This is a genomic window from Marimonas arenosa (assembly GCF_030848945.1).
GTDB classification, from domain to species: Bacteria; Pseudomonadota; Alphaproteobacteria; order Rhodobacterales; family Rhodobacteraceae; genus Marimonas; species Marimonas arenosa.
In genome coordinates this window covers 289,018-305,227 of the sequence record NZ_JANHAX010000001.1, presented here as the reverse complement: position 1 = coordinate 305,227, position 16,210 = coordinate 289,018, and the positions used below count along the sequence as shown (strand labels likewise).

14 protein-coding genes and 1 pseudogene are annotated in these 16,210 nt (G+C 63.6%); 7 read left to right on the top strand and 8 right to left on the bottom strand.

What is annotated here, in order from left to right; genetic code table 11:
- Window positions 1-29: 29 nt before the first annotated feature.
- From NO357_RS01520 to NO357_RS01510, 3 genes are read left to right on the top strand one after another with little or no spacing between them, the layout of a single operon-like run.
- Complete coding sequence (locus NO357_RS01520; protein ID WP_306733843.1) at window positions 30-677, top strand: DsbA family oxidoreductase; 648 nt, start codon at window positions 30-32, stop codon at window positions 675-677.
- Entirely contained in the window at window positions 674-1,711 is a 1,038-nt protein-coding gene (locus tag NO357_RS01515; RefSeq protein ID WP_306733842.1) for an alpha/beta hydrolase, read from the top strand. Before NO357_RS01520 ends, NO357_RS01515 begins: the two co-directional genes overlap by 4 nt.
- Window positions 1,708-2,943, top strand: coding sequence for an MFS transporter (locus NO357_RS01510; protein ID WP_306733841.1), 1,236 nt, complete (start codon window positions 1,708-1,710; stop codon window positions 2,941-2,943). Before NO357_RS01515 ends, NO357_RS01510 begins: the two co-directional genes overlap by 4 nt.
- Here NO357_RS01510 and NO357_RS01505 read toward each other — a convergent pair.
- Both NO357_RS01505 and NO357_RS01500 read right to left on the bottom strand, forming a co-directional pair.
- Complete coding sequence (locus NO357_RS01505) at window positions 2,940-3,293, bottom strand: LbetaH domain-containing protein (protein WP_306733840.1); 354 nt, start codon at window positions 3,291-3,293, stop codon at window positions 2,940-2,942. The genes NO357_RS01510 and NO357_RS01505 overlap by 4 nt on opposite strands.
- Window positions 3,294-3,576: 283 nt before the next feature.
- Complete coding sequence (locus NO357_RS01500) at window positions 3,577-5,766, bottom strand: NADP-dependent isocitrate dehydrogenase (protein ID WP_306734754.1); 2,190 nt, start codon at window positions 5,764-5,766, stop codon at window positions 3,577-3,579.
- Between the two features lie 188 nt (window positions 5,767-5,954).
- Between NO357_RS01500 and NO357_RS01495 the strand changes: the two genes are divergently transcribed.
- Both NO357_RS01495 and NO357_RS21390 read left to right on the top strand, forming a co-directional pair.
- Window positions 5,955-6,284 carry a DMT family transporter gene (locus NO357_RS01495; RefSeq protein WP_306733839.1) on the top strand — a complete coding sequence of 110 codons (330 nt, stop codon included), beginning with the start codon at window positions 5,955-5,957 and terminating at the stop codon, window positions 6,282-6,284.
- Window positions 6,285-6,551: 267 nt separating this feature from the next.
- Window positions 6,552-6,716, top strand: a pseudogene (locus NO357_RS21390) (c-type cytochrome); the annotation flags it as partial.
- Window positions 6,717-7,024: 308 nt separating this feature from the next.
- On the opposite strand, the gene NO357_RS01490 reads toward NO357_RS21390, so the two are convergent.
- The gene (locus tag NO357_RS01490) at window positions 7,025-7,465 is read right to left on the bottom strand and encodes an ion channel (RefSeq protein WP_306733838.1); all 441 of its coding nucleotides are present in this window, start codon (window positions 7,463-7,465) and stop codon (window positions 7,025-7,027) included.
- A gap of 25 nt (window positions 7,466-7,490) precedes the next feature.
- Window positions 7,491-8,363, bottom strand: coding sequence for an NAD(P)-dependent oxidoreductase (locus NO357_RS01485; RefSeq protein WP_306733837.1), 873 nt, complete (start codon window positions 8,361-8,363; stop codon window positions 7,491-7,493).
- Window positions 8,364-8,471: 108 nt separating this feature from the next.
- Here NO357_RS01485 and NO357_RS01480 point away from each other — a divergent pair, with 108 nt between their 5' ends.
- Entirely contained in the window at window positions 8,472-10,952 is a 2,481-nt protein-coding gene (locus NO357_RS01480; RefSeq protein ID WP_306733836.1) for a penicillin acylase family protein, read from the top strand.
- Between the two features lie 25 nt (window positions 10,953-10,977).
- On the opposite strand, the gene hflX is transcribed toward NO357_RS01480, so the two are convergent.
- The 4 genes from hflX to trkA form a co-directional block, all read right to left on the bottom strand.
- Window positions 10,978-12,264 carry a GTPase HflX gene (hflX, locus tag NO357_RS01475; RefSeq protein ID WP_306733835.1) on the bottom strand — a complete coding sequence of 429 codons (1,287 nt, stop codon included), beginning with the start codon at window positions 12,262-12,264 and terminating at the stop codon, window positions 10,978-10,980.
- Entirely contained in the window at window positions 12,264-12,503 is a 240-nt protein-coding gene (gene hfq, locus NO357_RS01470; protein ID WP_306733834.1) for an RNA chaperone Hfq, read from the bottom strand. Before hfq ends, hflX begins: the two co-directional genes overlap by 1 nt.
- A gap of 155 nt (window positions 12,504-12,658) precedes the next feature.
- Entirely contained in the window at window positions 12,659-14,176 is a 1,518-nt protein-coding gene (locus tag NO357_RS01465) for a TrkH family potassium uptake protein (RefSeq protein WP_306733833.1), read from the bottom strand.
- A gap of 33 nt (window positions 14,177-14,209) precedes the next feature.
- Window positions 14,210-15,586 (bottom strand): Trk system potassium transporter TrkA, encoded by a 1,377-nt coding sequence (gene trkA / locus NO357_RS01460; protein ID WP_306733832.1) that lies wholly within the window; start codon window positions 15,584-15,586, stop codon window positions 14,210-14,212.
- A 128-nt stretch (window positions 15,587-15,714) separates the two neighbouring features.
- On the opposite strand from trkA, the gene NO357_RS01455 reads away from it, so the two are divergent.
- Complete coding sequence (locus NO357_RS01455) at window positions 15,715-16,179, top strand: hypothetical protein (protein ID WP_306733831.1); 465 nt, start codon at window positions 15,715-15,717, stop codon at window positions 16,177-16,179.
- Window positions 16,180-16,210: the final 31 nt, after the last annotated feature.

Genomic DNA, 16,210 nt, shown 5'->3' with positions numbered 1-16,210 from the left:
AAGGCCGGACCCACGCGAAAGGACGGCCCATGGTCAAGCTCGACATCATCTCAGACCCGATCTGCCCCTGGTGCTTCATCGGGAAAACTCAGCTCGACCGGGCGCTGGAGCAGCGTCCGGAACATCCCTTCATCGTCGAGTGGCACCCGTTCCAGCTCAATCCCGACATGCCCGCCGGAGGCATGGAGCGCCGGGCTTATTTGGAAGCGAAATTCGGTGGCAAGGACGGAGCATACCAGGCCTATCAACCGATCGTGGAACACGCGCAGAAGGCTGGCGTGGAGATCGAGTTCGACAAGATCAAGCGCACGCCGAATACGCAGGATGCGCACCGTCTCATTCACTGGGCCGGGATCGAGGGCCGGCAGACGCCGGTGGTGGCGGCTCTGTTCCGCGCCTATTTCCAGGAAGGACGAGATATCGGCGATCACGAAGTACTGGCCGATATCGCCGACAGCGCAGGGCTGGATGCGGGCGTGATCCTGCGGCTTCTCGACACGGACGAAGACAAGGCCGAACTTGCGGAGAAGGAAGCGGGATTTCGCAAGATGGGAGTTAACTCGGTGCCAACTTTCATTGTCGCAGGACAGCACGCGGTGCCGGGCGCACAGCCGACCGAACTCTGGTTGAGGGTCATCGACGAAATCGCCGGGCAGATCACGGCAGCGTCGGAATGAGCAGGCTGCGCGTCGTCTGGGCGGCAGCGAAAATGGCCTTGCCCGCGCCGCTGCAGCACGCGCTTTACGCCGGTCGTCTACACGAAGTGGACGGTCGCCGGATGGACGCCAGCGCCCAGATCGTGGGCGAACTTGCGACGCTGCTGCGCGGGGGAGACAGCCTGCCAACAGTCGAGGAAAGCCGGACGCAGATGGACGCGATGGTGGCCCGGTTCGACCGGCCCTGCCCCGACAACATCGCGCGTCACGACCTTACCCTCCCCGGCGCTGCCGGATCCAGGCCCGCGCGGATCTATGTCTCTCGCGGCGCCGATCCCTATGCAGTGCAGCCGACGTTGATCTATCTGCATGGCGGCGGATGGGTGCAGGGCGGGCTTGCCAGCCACGATGGGACCTGCGGCGCGCTGGCGGAACGGGCCGGCATTCGGGTGATCGCGTACGATTACCGGCTAGCCCCCGAGCATCCGTTCCCGTCAGCGCCCGACGACGTGCGCGCCGCCTATCTGGCGCTTCTCGACCGCGGCGGCGACTTTGGCATCGCGCCCGACCGGCTGGCAGTCGGCGGCGACAGTGCCGGCGCCAATCTGACCTCGGTTCTGATCCATGACCTCGCGGAGGCCGGCGCTCCGCCACCTGCGGCGCAGCTGCTGATTTATCCGGCCGTCGACGCGCGGATGCAGACCCCGGCGATGGAGAGCCTGAGAGACGCTTTCGTGCTGCCCAAAACGCGGATGGAGTGGTATCTCAAGCTTTATCTCGGCCAACACGGAGACCTGAGCGATCCTCGGGTTTCCCCCGTCCTGTCGCCATATCTTGCCGGCCAGCCGCCGGCCCTGATTATCGCCGCCGGGCACGATCCGCTGCGCGACGATGCCTATCTGCTGGCCGAGGCGCTGGACAAGGCAGGCGGCCAGGCAGAGCTCGTCGAGTTCGAAGGTCAGGTGCATGCCTTCATCTCACTTACGCGGGTGATCCCCGAGGGGCGCGCGGCGCTCGACCGCGCCGGCGACTGGCTGGCGGCGGTGCTGCGATGAGCACTGCCGCGGGGCAGGCCCGGACGCCGAAAGCCGGTATGGGCCGGGTCGAATTTATCACGCTGATGGCGATGCTGTTTGCCATGGTCGCGTTTTCCATCGACTCGATGCTGCCCGCCCTGCCCCGGATGGCCGCGGAACTGACGCCCGAGGCGCCGAACCGCGCCCAACTGATCCTGACCTTCTTCGTGATCGGGCTGGGGCTCGGCACCTTCGTGATGGGGCCGGTTTCGGACGCCTTTGGGCGCAAGCCGGTGATCCTGGCCTCGGCTGGGCTCTACCTGATCGGTGCCGCGCTGGCCACGCTGGCGCAGACGCTGGAGTTGATGCTGCTGGCCCGGGCGTTGCAGGGGCTTGGCGCCGCCGGACCGCGGGTGGCGGGCATGGCGGTTATCCGTGACCTGTTCGCCGGGCGCGAGATGGCGCGGATCATGTCTTTCGTGATGATGATTTTCGTGTTGTTCCCGGCGGTTGCGCCGCTGATCGGCGCCGGCATCATCGCGCTCAGCGGCGGCTGGCGCAGCGTTTTCGTAGCCTTCCTGGTGTTCGGCAGCATTGGCGCGGCCTGGATGCAACTGCGGCTTGCGGAAACCCTGCCGCGCGGCAATCGTCGGCCGTTCCGGGCAAGCGTCGTCGTCGCCGCCGCCCGCGAAGCCTTCGCCCTGCCGATGGTGCGGCTTGTGACGCTGGTGCTGACCCTATGCTTCGGCATGTTCTTCGCCATGCTGCAAAGCGTGCAGCCGATCTTCGATCAAACCTTCGGGCGGGCCGACACCTTTCCGGTCTGGTTTTTTTTCCTCAGTCTCGGCGTGGCGGCGGCCAGCCTGCTGAACACGCGGCTGGTGATGCGTTTCGGCATGCGCCGGATCGTTACCGTGGCCCTCGCCGTTCAGGTGGCAATCTCGGGCATGATGCTGACTCTATCGTATATCGCCTTGCCGGCCACGTGGGAGTTTGCACTGTTCCTGTTCTGGCAGGCCAGCATGTTCTTTCAGGCTGGAGTCACGATAGGCAATCTCAACGCCATGGGAATGGAGCCGCTGGGCCATATCGCCGGTATGGCCGCTTCGGTGATCGGCGGGATCTCGACTGTCTTCGCCATGGCGCTGGCGGCGCCGTTGGGGCTGGCCTTTGATGGCTCCATCCGGCCGCTGGCGACGGGAGTTTTCGTGTTGAGCTTGCTTGCCGTCCTGCTGATGCTGCGGCTCAGGCGGGTCGAGCAGATGCGCTAGGCGCCCTGCCCGGCCCGGATCGCCTCAAGCCGCTTTATCGCGGCCTCGACATTGTCGACCGGGAGACCGGACAACTGCCCGATGTCCAGGTTCGACCATTCCACCGCCTGCAACCGGTCAACAATGTCGGGCGCAAAGCGCTTGCGGATTGCCTTCGCCGGCACGTCTCCGACGATGCAGTAGGGTGCAACTTCACGGGTGAATGCCGCGCCCGCGCCGATGATGGCGCCGTTGCCGATCGTCACCCCACGCATGAATGCCGCCTGCGAGCTGATCCAGACAATATGGCCGATCACGACGCCGGGGCCTTGATCAAACCCGGCGCGTTCAATCTCCTTGTACCCGGCCACGCGTCGGAAATGCCGCCGGTTGTGTTGAAACGGATGGGTTGCGAGGTAGCCGGTGGGATGCTTACCGCGCCGATCTCAACGTGCCGCGCAATCGCGCAGAGGCGTCCGATCCGGGACTTGCCGCCGACATAGGTGAAGTCACTACAGCAGGACTACCGTCCGATTTCGACGTCAAAGCCGATCTGCACATAACTCCATGGACCAGGGACTCCAGCATAGTTTTGCGCGAACTGGGCCGCTCCCGGAGGAAGCGGCCCGTAACGCAGCACTGCGGGTCCGGCGTTCAGCCGAGGATGGCGTTGAGCGTCGCGCTCGGGCGCATCACCGCGGCCGTCTTGTCGGAATCCCCGTGATAGTACCCGCCGAGATCGACGGACTGGCCCTGGCCCGCCATCAACTCGGAAAGGATCGCCTCTTCCTTGTCGGCCAGCGCCTGTGCCATCGGCGCGAAATGTGCCGCCAGTTCGACGTCCTGGTTCTGCCCGGCCAGCGCCTCGGCCCAGTAGCGCGCAAACCAGTAATGCGAGGTACGGTTGTCGTTCTGGCCGACCTTGCGCTCGGGCGAGTTGCCGTTCAGCAGGACGTTCTGCGTCGCCTCTTCAACGGCCGCACCCAGCACGCCGGCCTTGGCACGGCCCTTGTCGGCGAGGAACTTGAAGCTTTCGCCAAGGGCGCAGAATTCGCCCAGACTGTCCCACCGGAGATGGTTTTCCTCCATCAACTGCTGGACATGTTTCGGGGCAGATCCACCGGCGCCGGTTTCGAACAGCCCGCCGCCCTGCATCAGCGACACGATCGACAGCATCTTGGCCGAGGTGCCCAGTTCAAGGATCGGGAACAGGTCGGTGAGGTAGTCGCGCAGCACGTTGCCGGTGATGGTGACCACGTCGCGGCCAGCGACCATGTTTTCCAGAGTGAAGCGGGTGGCTTCGCGCGGCGCCATGATGGGGATGTCGAGCCCGGCCTCTTTCAGCGCCGGTTCGACATATCTGATCAGCTCGGCGTCATGGGCGCGGTTGGCATCGAGCCAGAAGGCCGAGGTGCCGGTCGCCTTGTGGCGGCGGATGCCCAGCCGGATCCAGTCTTCGATCGGCAGTTTCTTGACGGTGCAGGAGCGCCAGATATCGCCTTTCTCCACGGCATGTTCGTGCAGCACCTCGCCCGAGGCCAGCACGATGCGGATTGTGCCGTCTGCCGGAACCTCGAAGGTGGTGGGATGCGACCCGTATTCCTCGGCCTTCTGCGCCATCAGACCGACGTTCGAGACCGCGCCGCAGGTGGTGACGTCGAGTTTACCGTTGGCCTTGAAATACTCGATCGTCTCATCATAGACGGGCGCATAGCAGTTGTCAGGAATGCAGCACTTGGTCGGCGCGGGCTTGCCATCCGGGCCCCGGCCGATGCCGCCGGCGCGGATCACGGCGGGCATCGAGGCGTCGATGATCACGTCGGAGGGTACGTGCAGGTTGGTGATGCCTTTATCCGAGTTCACCATGTACATCGGCGGGCGCGCGGCCAACGCGGCCTTGAGATCGGCTTCCATGTCGGCGTTGCCGGCGATCTGGGCCTCGAGATCACCGATGCCGTCATTGGGATTCCAGTCGAGCGCTTGCCCGTGCTTGGCGATGAAATCCTCGAGATAGACGCTTACGAAGTGGCCGAAGATTATCGGGTCGGACACCTTCATCATCGTGGCTTTTAGGTGGACGGAGAACAGCACACCGGGCTGCATGCTGGCGATCTCCTGCTTGATAAAGGCGCGTAACGCCTTCGCCGACATGAAGGTGGCATCCACGATGGTGCCCTCTTCATAGTTGAGCCCGCCCTTGAGCTTGGTCTCATTGCCGTTCGCATCGGTGAAGATGATCTTGGCGTTACCGGTTTGGCCCGCGGTGATGGTGGCGGATTTCTCGTTGGAGAAAAAGTCGTCGCCAGGCATGGAAGCCACGCAGGTCGGGCTGTCGGCGCTCCAATCGCCCATCGAATGCGGGTTGGCCTTGGCGTATTCCTTCACCGCCTTCGCGGCGCGGCGGTCGGAGTTACCTTCACGCAGCACCGGGTTCACCGCCGAGCCCTTGACCCGGTCATAGCGGGCGCGGATCTCCTTTTCCTCGTCGGTCTGCGGATCCGCCGGGTAGTCGGGCAACGCATAGCCCTGGGCCTGTAGTTCGGCAACGGCGGCTTCGAGTTGCGGCACCGAAGCCGAGATGTTGGGCAGCTTGATCACGTTGGCCTCGGGCGTCTTGACCAGTTCGCCCAGTTCGGCCAGGTCGTCGGATACGCGCTGATCTTGGCTCAGACAGTCGGTAAACAGCGACAGGATACGGCCGGCCAACGAGATGTCCCGGGTCTCGACCTCGATCCCGCCGGCGGCGGCGAAGGATCGGATGATCGGCAAGAGCGAGGCGCTTGCCAGTTCCGGGGCTTCGTCAACCTTGGTATAGATCATGTCGGGGGTTTGGCGGCTCGCCATGGCGGTGTCTCCACGCTTGTTTGAAGGCTTGGTCTGCTTGGCCATTCGCCTATCCGGTTGCATCCGAATAGTCAATGTGTGCGACGGTATACATTGCGTGAAAATTGCTTCGGGCGGGTGTTCCCGTCTCGCGCTGCGGAAAAAAATGCGCCAATCTCGCGGCATCCACTGCGGAAAGGAGCCTGACCATGCCTTATATCATCCTGTTCTTTGCGGTGCTGGCTGAAACCATCGGCACCACGGCGCTTCAGGCCAGTCAGCAGTTCACCCGGCTGATGCCGTCGGTGGTCGTGGTGCTGGGTTATGGTGTCAGTTTCTGGCTTCTGGCGCATGCGCTGAAATACATGCCGGTGGGCGTGGTCTATGCGATCTGGTCGGGGCTTGGGATCGTTCTGATCGCGATCATCGGCTTCGTGGTGTTCCGCCAGAGCCTCGATTTCGCCGCCATCGCGGGCCTTGCGATGATCATCGCCGGGATCGTTGTGATCCAGCTTTTTTCGAACACCGCGCCGCACTAGGCGGCAAGTCCGTCCGCCCATCATTCTGCAATCTTACGACACGGCCACCGCGCGGTGACGACGCGTTTGGGATATGACGCCGCACCTCCATAAGTTGCACGGTTCCCGAAATTTCTGCAAACTACCTATTGAAGCGCGTCGTGATGAAAATCTAACGACGGCAGAACGCTATGAACAAGCGGATATCGACGCATATTTTAAGTGCGGTTTTTGGTTTCTGCGCAACAGTCTCCGTGGCTCAGGGGCTAGGGTCAGCTTGAATACCAGTCAAGTTGCGCAATTTGTCACGGCCCCGAAGGCAAGGGCGGCGGAACCTTCGATGCCTTTCTGGAGGGCGGCGTTCCGGACCTGACACAGCTTGCCAAGAACAACGGCGGCAAGTTTCCGTCGAACTGCGTCTACGGCATCATCGATCAAACGATCCAGGAATAGCACCTGCGTGAGATATGCCGGCGCGCCCGGTAAGTCGGGCGTGTCGGCCGATCTCTTTGACCACACTATCGGTTCGACCTCTTTCCTTTGCACGGAACAGCCGCGTCAGCGGACCGGGCAGCGCCCGACCGCCCCCCGGGGCGCGCGCGTTTCGACGCCGCTCATCGGTGAAGCGTTGAAAGCAGGTGGAACCATAAGCCGCTCACCATCATCCGATGGGCCGCCCACCCGCGGTCGGGCGTTGCCCTACGTATTAAAGATGTTTCCGTTCCTTTTTGCCAGCAGGCGTGCTCAGCAGGCAACCATGTTCAAGACGCCAGCTGGTTCTTGCGCACCACCCGCAAGGTTTCCAGCACCACCGCAGACATCATCCCGATATTGAGAAACCCGTTCGCCGCTGTCATTCCCGACAAGATCCGCCATTCGGGCGGCAGGATGATGTCGCCGAAGCCCAGTGTGGTGAAGCTGACCAGCGAGAAATACAGCGCCGCTTCAAAAGTGACGAAGATGTCGAGATGATAGTAGGCGAAGGCCCAAACCCAGACGCTGACCGTGATCATGCCAAGCGCGGCCACGACCGACACCATCAGCACAAGGATCAGCTTGGGCAGGTGTGGCCGGCGGATCAGCCAGAGATGCGACCGCGCCATGACGATTTCCAGCGCGAAGAAGATTGCACCTGACAGCAACACAGAACCCAGCACCAGGCCGCTACCGATCGCGATCTGATGAAACAGGTTCCAGGTCATCCCGCTTTTCCGGCCACGCCGAGGGTCACCCCGCCGCGTTCAGCCGCCGGATCAGCGAGGACGTGTCCCAGCGACCGCCACCCATCTTCTGGATATCCTTGTAGAACTGATCGACGATCGCCGTGACCGGCAGCGAGGCGCCGTTTTCGTTGGCGGTGGACAGGCAGATGCCGAGATCCTTGCGCATCCAGTCCACCGCGAAGCCATACTCGAAAAAATCGTCGAGCATGGTTTCGTGCCGGTTCTCCATCTGCCAACTGCCGGCTGCGCCGCCTTTGATCACCTCGATCACCGATTTGCCGTCCAGCCCAGCCTTCTGAGCGAAATGCAGCCCCTCGGCCAATCCTTGCACCAGCCCGGCGATGCAGATCTGGTTGACCATCTTGGTCAGTTGCCCTGCCCCGGACTCACCCAGACGCTTGATCGAACGGCCATAGGCCGCCATCACCGGTTCGGCGCCGTCATAGGCGGCCCGGTCGCCGCCGCACATGATCGACAGCACGCCGTTTTCGGCCCCGGCCTGGCCACCCGAGACCGGTGCATCGACGAAAGCGATGCCCTTGGCGGCGGCCTCGGCGTAAAGCTCGCGCGTAACCGCGGCCGACACCGTGGTGTGGTCGACGAAGGTGGTGTTCGGGTCCATCCCGGCAAAGGCGCCATCGGTGCCGCTGCAGACGTCGCGCAGATCGTCATCATTGCCGACACAGGACATCACGAACTCGGCCCCGAGCGCAGCTTCACGCGGTGTCGGCGCAAAATCGCCACCGTGTTCGGCGGCCCAGGCCTCGGCCTTGGCCGTCGTGCGATTGTAGACGCGAACCTCGTGTCCCTTGGCGGCGAGATGCCCCGCCATCGGATAGCCCATCACGCCGAGACCTAGAAAAGCAACCTTGCTCATGTCTTTCCCCTTGCATTCCGTCGCTTTAAGGTTTGTCTGGCGCCGCATGGAATGGCAAGGGCTTTTCCCGTCGCAGGCGCCGGGCGCGAACAAGGAGGCAGGCAGGACATGGCAGGGCTTTTCCGCTGGCTGATGCGGCTGCTGGTTCTGATGCTGGTTGTTGGCCTGCTGGTTTTGGGCGGCGTCTATTTCCTCGCGTCCCGGTCGCTGCCGGATTATGACAAGACGCTTGCGGTGCGCGGTCTGAGCGCGTCGGTCGAGATCATCCGCGACAATGCCAATGTGCCGCATATCTTTGGCGAGACCGACGAGGACGTGTTCTTCGGATTGGGTTATGTCCACGCCCAGGACCGGCTGTGGCAGATGATCGTGCAGCGTCGCACAGCGCAGGGACGGCTGTCAGAAGTGTTCGGAACGGCCACACTGCCCGTCGATCGCCTGATGCGGCGCTTCGACATCTACCGGCTGGCGCAGCAATCGGTCGCGGCGCAGGACGCCGGAACCCGGGCTGCGCTCGAGGCCTACGCCGCGGGCGTGAACGCGCGGCTTGACGAGATCAACCGCGGCGCACTGGGCCGCGGTGCGCCGGAAATGTTTCTTTTCAACGCGCCTGTTTCACCCTGGCGACCGGCGGATTCGATCGCCACCGGCAAACTGATGGCGCTGCAGAACATGCACCACCTGCAACGCGAGATCCTGCGCGCCCGGGCCCAGCTGGCACTTCGCGATCCGGCCCGCGTCGCCGATATCCTGCCCGATGCGCAGGGCAACGGCATTGCCGCCCTGCCCGACTATGCCGCTCTGGTCCCAGAGTTGCCTGGGTCCCGGCAGCTCACCGGCGACGATCCGCCCCAAACACGTCACCCGCTTTCACCGTTTCGCGCTCGGCAATTCGCCAATGCCTCGAACGCCTGGGCCGCGGCCCCCGAGCGCTCGGCCTCCGGTGGTACACTGCTGGCCAATGACCCGCATCTTGGGTTTTCGGCACCGGCGATTTGGTACCTGGCACGGATTGAACTGGGCAGCGGCGGGGTGATCGGCGGCACCGTCCCCGGCATGCCGGCGGTGATGACCGGACGGTCGAAGAAACTCGGCTGGGGGCTGACCTCGTCCTACCTGGACGACATCGATCTCTACATGGAGGAGCTCAATCCGGAGAACCCCGAGGAATATCGCACGCCCGATGGCTTCAAGCTGTTTGAAACCCGCAAGACCATCATCGAGATCAAGGACGCACCGCCAGTTACGCTGACCCTGCGCTGGACCGAGAATGGACCCGTCCTGCCGCCCAGCCACGAAAACGTGGGCACCATCACCCCGCCGGGCCATGTCGCCGCGGTGCGGTGGACAGCGCTGACCGGCATGGACACCTCGCTGAGCGCGGCGATCGCGCTGATGCAGGCCGACACCATCACTCACGCCATCGCCGCGGCTGAACCTTTCGTGGCGCCGTCACAGAACCTGATCCTTGCCGACCGTATCAATATCGCGATGAAGACCATTGGCGCCATGCCGCGTCGCGACGCAGCCCACGAAAGCCAGGGCCGGCTACCGACCCTTGGCTGGAAGTCGGAAAACCGTTGGCAGGGATTATCACCCTATGCCGCCGGGCCCGAGTTTCTTGCGCCGCCGGGCGGGATCGTCGGCAACACCAACAACAAGACCGTAGAGCGCCCGTTCCCGGCTCATGTCAGCTTCGATTGGGGCGACAGTCAGCGGGTGATGCGCTGGCAGGAGCTGATGCAGCGCCGCCAGGTCCATACCCGCGACAGCTTCATCGAGGCGCAGCTCGATATCGTCAGCTGGTCGGCGCGGGTGCTGTTGTCGCTGATCGGCGCCGATCTTTGGTTCACCGGTACCCCGGCCCCGGACGGCTCCCCGGAACGGCTGCGCCAAAGGGCGTTGGAGCTTCTGGTCAACTGGAACGGCGAGATGTACGAGCACCTGCCCGAACCGCTGATTTATGCCGCCTGGATGCGGGCGCTGCAACGGCGGCTGGTACAGGACGAACTCGGGCCACTGACCGAGGAATTTGCCACCGTCGATCCGTTGTTCCTCGAACGCGTGTTCCGCGACATCGATGGCGCCAGTGCCTGGTGCGACGTGCTGCAATCGACCCGCGTCGAGACCTGCCCCGAGACCGCCCAAATGGCACTTGACGAGGCGCTGGTGTGGCTCTCGGAGCGCTATGGCACGGCGCTGGAAAGCCTGCGCTGGGGCGATGCGCACCAAGTCGCGCATGACCATGCCGCTCTGGGAGCGGTGCCGCTGCTGCGCTATTTCGTCAACATCAGGCAATCGACCTCGGGCGGCGATCACACGCTCAATCGGGGCGTCGCATCCGGCGTGGAACCCGACCCGTTTCAGAACGTGCACGGCGCGGGGTATCGCGGGGTCTATGATTTCGCCGATCCCGACAGCTCGGTTTTCGTGATTTCTACCGGGCAATCAGGCCATCCGCTCAGCCGCCACTACGACGATATGGCGACGCTGTGGCGACGCGGCGAATACGTGCCGATGTCGCTGGACGAAGGCTTGGCAAGAGCGGCAGCCGTGGGGATCACGCGGCTGGTACCGGTCGGGAACTGACGCGGGCGGAGCCGAAGCAGTAGCCCTAAAGATCGTGAAATTTCTGCGCCTGGCGGTCGGTCCAGAGAACCGTCAGGCGGAACCCATCCTCGGTTTGTTCCTCGTCCTCGATCACGCCCTCGGCATGCAGCCACGCGCGTTTGCGCCCTTCAGAGAACGGCAAATCAAGCACTGTCTCGTGTCTCAGCCCCGACAGACGCTGGGATATGGCGGTGAGCAGATCGTCCATCCCCTGCCCCGTGACTGCAGACAGCGCCACGATATCGGCGTCACGCGCGGCGCTGTTCACCGCGGCGGCGCGGTGCTCGGGATCAAGGAGATCGATCTTGTTCCAGACCTCGATCTGCAGCGTGTCTTCTTCCACCCCCAGTGTGGCGAGGATTGCCCGGACATCCTCGGCCTGCTCCTGGGTTTCCGGATGCGAAATGTCGCGCACATGGACGATGAGGTCGGCCGCAAGCACCTCTTCCAGCGTGGCGCGGAAGGCGGCCACCAGCTCAGTCGGCAAATCCGAAATGAAACCCACCGTGTCGGACAGGATCACCTCCGGCCCACCGTCAGGCAGCTTAACCCGCCGCATCGTCGGATCCAGCGTCGCGAACAGCATGTCTTTGGCCATCACCTCAGCCCCTGTCAGGTGGTTGAACAGCGTCGACTTGCCGGCGTTGGTATAGCCGACCAACGCGACGATGGGAAAAGGCACCTTGGCGCGGGCTTTGCGGTGCAGTTCGCGGGTTTTCACCACCTTGGCCAGTTGGCGCCGCAGACGGACAAGTTGCTCGTCGATGGCGCGGCGGTCGGCCTCAATCTGGGTTTCACCGGGGCCGCCGACGAAGCCGAGACCACCGCGCTGTCGTTCAAGGTGCGTCCAGGCCCGCACCAGGCGGGTGCGCTGATAGGAAAGGGCCGCCATCTCGACCTGCAGCACGCCCTCGCGGGTGGCGGCGCGGTCTGAGAAGATTTCGAGAATGAGGCCGGTACGGTCCAGCAGCTTGACGCCCCATTCCTTTTCCAGGTTGCGTTGCTGAACTGGCGAAACCGGCCCGTCGATCAGAACCAGCTCGATTTCGGCGGCCTCGAGCCGCTCTTTCAGTTCGGCGACCTTGCCGCTGCCAAACAGCATCCCCGGATGCGGTTTCGGCAGACGAACGACTTCCGCACCGGCGACCTCGAGCCCCGGCAGGGCTGCGGCCAGCGACACGGCCTCATCCAGCGCGCGCGCCGGGTCGCGGCGGCGGTCGTCTGTGCGGATATCGGGATGGAGAACCCAGGCACGGGTGACGGCCGGTTCTCCTGTGGCGGGATCACCCATCAGGAGGCGTCTTCACCCTCGTAAAGATTGATCGGCTGGGCCGGCATGATGGTCGAGATCGCGTGCTTGTAGACAAGTTGTGACTGGCCGTCACGACGCAGAAGCACGCAGAAATTGTCGAACCAGGTGATCACACCCTGGAGTTTAACGCCATTGATCAGAAAAATCGTTACCGGAACCTTAGTCTTCCGGACATGATTGAGAAATGCATCCTGAAGGTTTTGCTTGTCGGAAGCCATATGGTTTTAGCCTTTTTTCTTGCTCCGGCGCCCCGTGCGGACGCGTCCCTGTAACGGAGCCGAGTATGTCGCGGCACCGGGCGGGCGTCCAGAGCAAAAATCCACCCTCGTCAAGCGCTTCCGTCAAGCCGCGTCAAAATGGCCACGCCAGAGACTCAGCCTCGCCACAAGGTCGGGTTGGCAAGTGCGATGATCGCCAAAAGCTCGAGCCGCCCCAGCACCATTGCAGCGCTGAACACCAGCTTGGCGGCCGCCCCTATCTCGACCAGCAAAATCGGTGTTTCGGCCCCGGCGGTTACCAGCGGGCCGGCGGTGGTGAGCGCGGCAATTGCCAGGACAATGGCATTTTCGAAGTCGATCCCGAGTGCAGCCAGCACCGCCGACACCGCTGCAAGGGTGATCGCAAACAGCATGAAGAAAACCCAGGCCACGAAGGCGCCCTTGCGGCGGATACGACGGCCGTGGCCGGAATCCCGGCCGACGGAACTGGGATGCACCAGCCGGTCCATTTCGCGAAGGCCGTTGAGGTAGAGCGCGTAGACCCTGAGCAGCTTGACCCCGCCGGCGGTCGTGGCCACTCCGCCCCCCATCACCGACAAGCCCAGCAGGATCATACCCGGCGTGCCCAGCCCCGACCAGTCGCGCGCATCCGCCCAATCGGCGCTCTCGAAACCGGTGGTGGTCAGGAAGCTCATCACCGTGAAAATGCTACCCCAGAGCGCCCGGCCCGCAGCGGCGAAGTTTTCGACCGCATCGACATCGAAGGCGGCGATCCAGTGGCGCAGAAACAGCACCAGCGGCACGCCGGCGACCAGTAACAGGCCAAGCCGGAATTCGGGATCGTTGAGCGGTCCCACCCGTGCCACGGTCAGGGTGTCGGACGAAAAAGTCAGTCGCGACAGGGCGAAGAATAAGAACAGGAAGATCAGCAACTCGCCCGGCAGCCCGGCTTGCCCGTCCGCCGGCCCGCCCGTTACCGGCGAAATCCCGCTGGTGGCAAGCGTCGACATTGCGTGGATCAGCCCGACCAGCGGGCGTTCGCCGGCGATCACCAAGCAGCCCCACAGGACGGCGGTAAGCCCGACATAGATCGGCGTCAGCTGCCGAACCGAGCGCTGTAGCCGACGGTTGACATCGGCTCGGTCGTAAAGGCCCAGTGGTTGGTCGCCATGACCCCGTTCCGCCGAAGCCGTGACCTCGAAGCCGCCGAGATTGAGCGGCGCCAGGATCGCCGCGGCGGTAATCCACATGATCAGGCCGCCGAACCAGCCGACCTGGGCGCGCCACAAGTGCATCGTTCCGCTCAGCCGGTCAGCTTCGAACAGCGTCGCGCCGGTAGTGGTCAGCGATGACACCATCTCGACATAAGCGTTGAGAAACGAGGTCGTGAGCAGCCCTTCGTAAACCGGGACGGCAAGATAAAGCGGCAACACCGTGAAGACAGCAAACAGCGCGGCCAGATCGGTCAGCCCGCCGCGCGCCTTGCGATGGCGCCCCGACAGTGCGATGGTCACGAGAGCAATGGCGAACAACCCCAGCGTGCCGGAATAGAAAAACGCCCGGGCTTCGCGGAAGCGGTCGTTCAGCACACCGTGCAGCGCCGGCAGATACATCGACACCGCCATCAGCCCGGCGAAAGCAAGGAAAAGCGGGATATGCCGGATACGGATCATTGGGCCACGCAGATTGCCTTGCAAACGAGGCGTTCAGAAGAAATCAATCGAGACCTGCATCAGCCGCTCGACCTCGGGTACGTCATCAGACATCGCGAAAATCACCAGAACGTCCCCCTCCTCGACCCGAAGCTCGCCAGAGGGTTTCATCACCTTGCCCTGTTTCATTACGGCACCGACGAGAACGCCCTCGGGAAAGTCGATGTCGCGGATCTGCTGGCCGGTCACCGGCGAGGTCGACAGAACCTCCGCCTCGATGACCTCGGCCTCGGCATCGCCGAGCGAATAGACACCCTTCACCCGCCCGTGGCGGATGTGGCGCAGGATCGAACTCACCGTGGTGGCGCGCGGGTTGATGTAGGCGTCGATCCCCATCGGCTGCATCAGCGGAACGAAGCTGGGCTCGTTGACCAGTGCGATGGCCATGGGACACCCGGCCTGCTTGGCCCGCACCGCGGCTAGTATGTTGGTCTTGTCGTCATCGGTGACGCAGAGCACCGCATCGGCGCGGTCGATGCTGGCCTCGGCCAGCAGCGCCGCGTCAAGCCCGTCGCCATTGAGCACGATGGTGCGCTCCAGGGCGTCGGCCGCGCGTTCGGCCACGGCGCGGCTTTTCTCGATCACCTTGGCGCGAATGCGTTCTTCACCGCCTTCCAACGCACTGGCGACCGCTAACCCGACATTGCCGCCTCCGATGATCACTACCCGCTCCTGCTTGGCATGGGACTTGCCGAACACTTCGAGCGTGCGCGGCACGTCTTCGGTCGCGAGGCACAGATAGCATTCGTCGCCGGCAAACAGCTGATCCCCCGCTTCGGGCGCGAACAACCGCCCCCTGCGGCGCACCCCGACCACGATCACCCGCAGAGTGGAAAAAAGATCGCTCAGTTGCCGCAGCGGCGTGTTGGTCACCGGGCAATCGGAATCGATGGTGATGCCCAGCAACTGGGCCTTGCCGCCAAGGAAGCTCTCGATATCGAAGGCCGCGGGCACCTTTAGACGCCGCAGCGCCGCTTCCGCGACCTCGCGCTCCGGGCTGATCACCACGTCGATCGGCAGGTGGTCGCGGCGGTAGAGATCGGAATAGATCGCCGTGAGATAGCTCTGCGCCCTGAGCCGCGCGATTTTGCGCGAGATCGAGAATACCGAGTGAGCCACCTGGCAGGTCACCATGTTGACCTCGTCGGAATAGGTCGCGGCGATGATCATGTCGGCGTCCCGCGCGCCGGCGCGTTCCAACACATCCGGATAAGAGGCGAAGCCCGAGATCCCCTGCACGTCGAGCGTATCGGTGGCGCGGCGCACCAACTCGGCATTGCTGTCGACCACGGTGACATCGTTTTTCTCGCCCGAGAGGTGCCGCGCGATCTGCCAGCCTACCTGGCCAGCTCCACAGATTATGACCTTCATGGAGCGATGCTCCCCAGCTCTTGCGGGTTTTGAATGGCAGATGGGCGCAGGCGGGTCAATTGCTTTGTCAGCCAATCCGGCGTGCGCTAGGATACCCGCGTCAGGTTAGTGAAAAGGTTTGCAAGCATATGAAATTTCGCGCTTTCGCGGCGATGTTCCTGTTGGTGGGCTGCATGCCATTGGGGCTGTATTACAAGCCTGGAACGACCGTCGCCCGGGCCGACCGCGACCTTCTAAACTGCCGTGTGATGGGTGAGACCGATGTGCCGCCGCGGATGATCACGCGGGTGATCCCCGGACCACTTCTGCCGCCACGCCGGATCTGTGACGCCGCTGGCAACTGCCAGCTCTTTCCGGGCCGCCGGCTGCCACCCGAAATCGTCACCGAGGATGCCAATGACGGCCTACGGGATCAGGTCGTCGCGCAATGCATGGGGGACCGCAGCTATGAATATGTACGCCTGCCGCGTTGCCCGGCCGAGATCGCTCGGACGGTGCCGCTCAGAGCCACAACGGTGATGCCGCGGTTAACCGAAAGCGCCTGCGTGATCCGCCTCAAGGGCGGCAAGTGGCAGATCGTCACCGTCGAGTGAGACCGGCAAGCGTATGCGCCTGCGTATGATC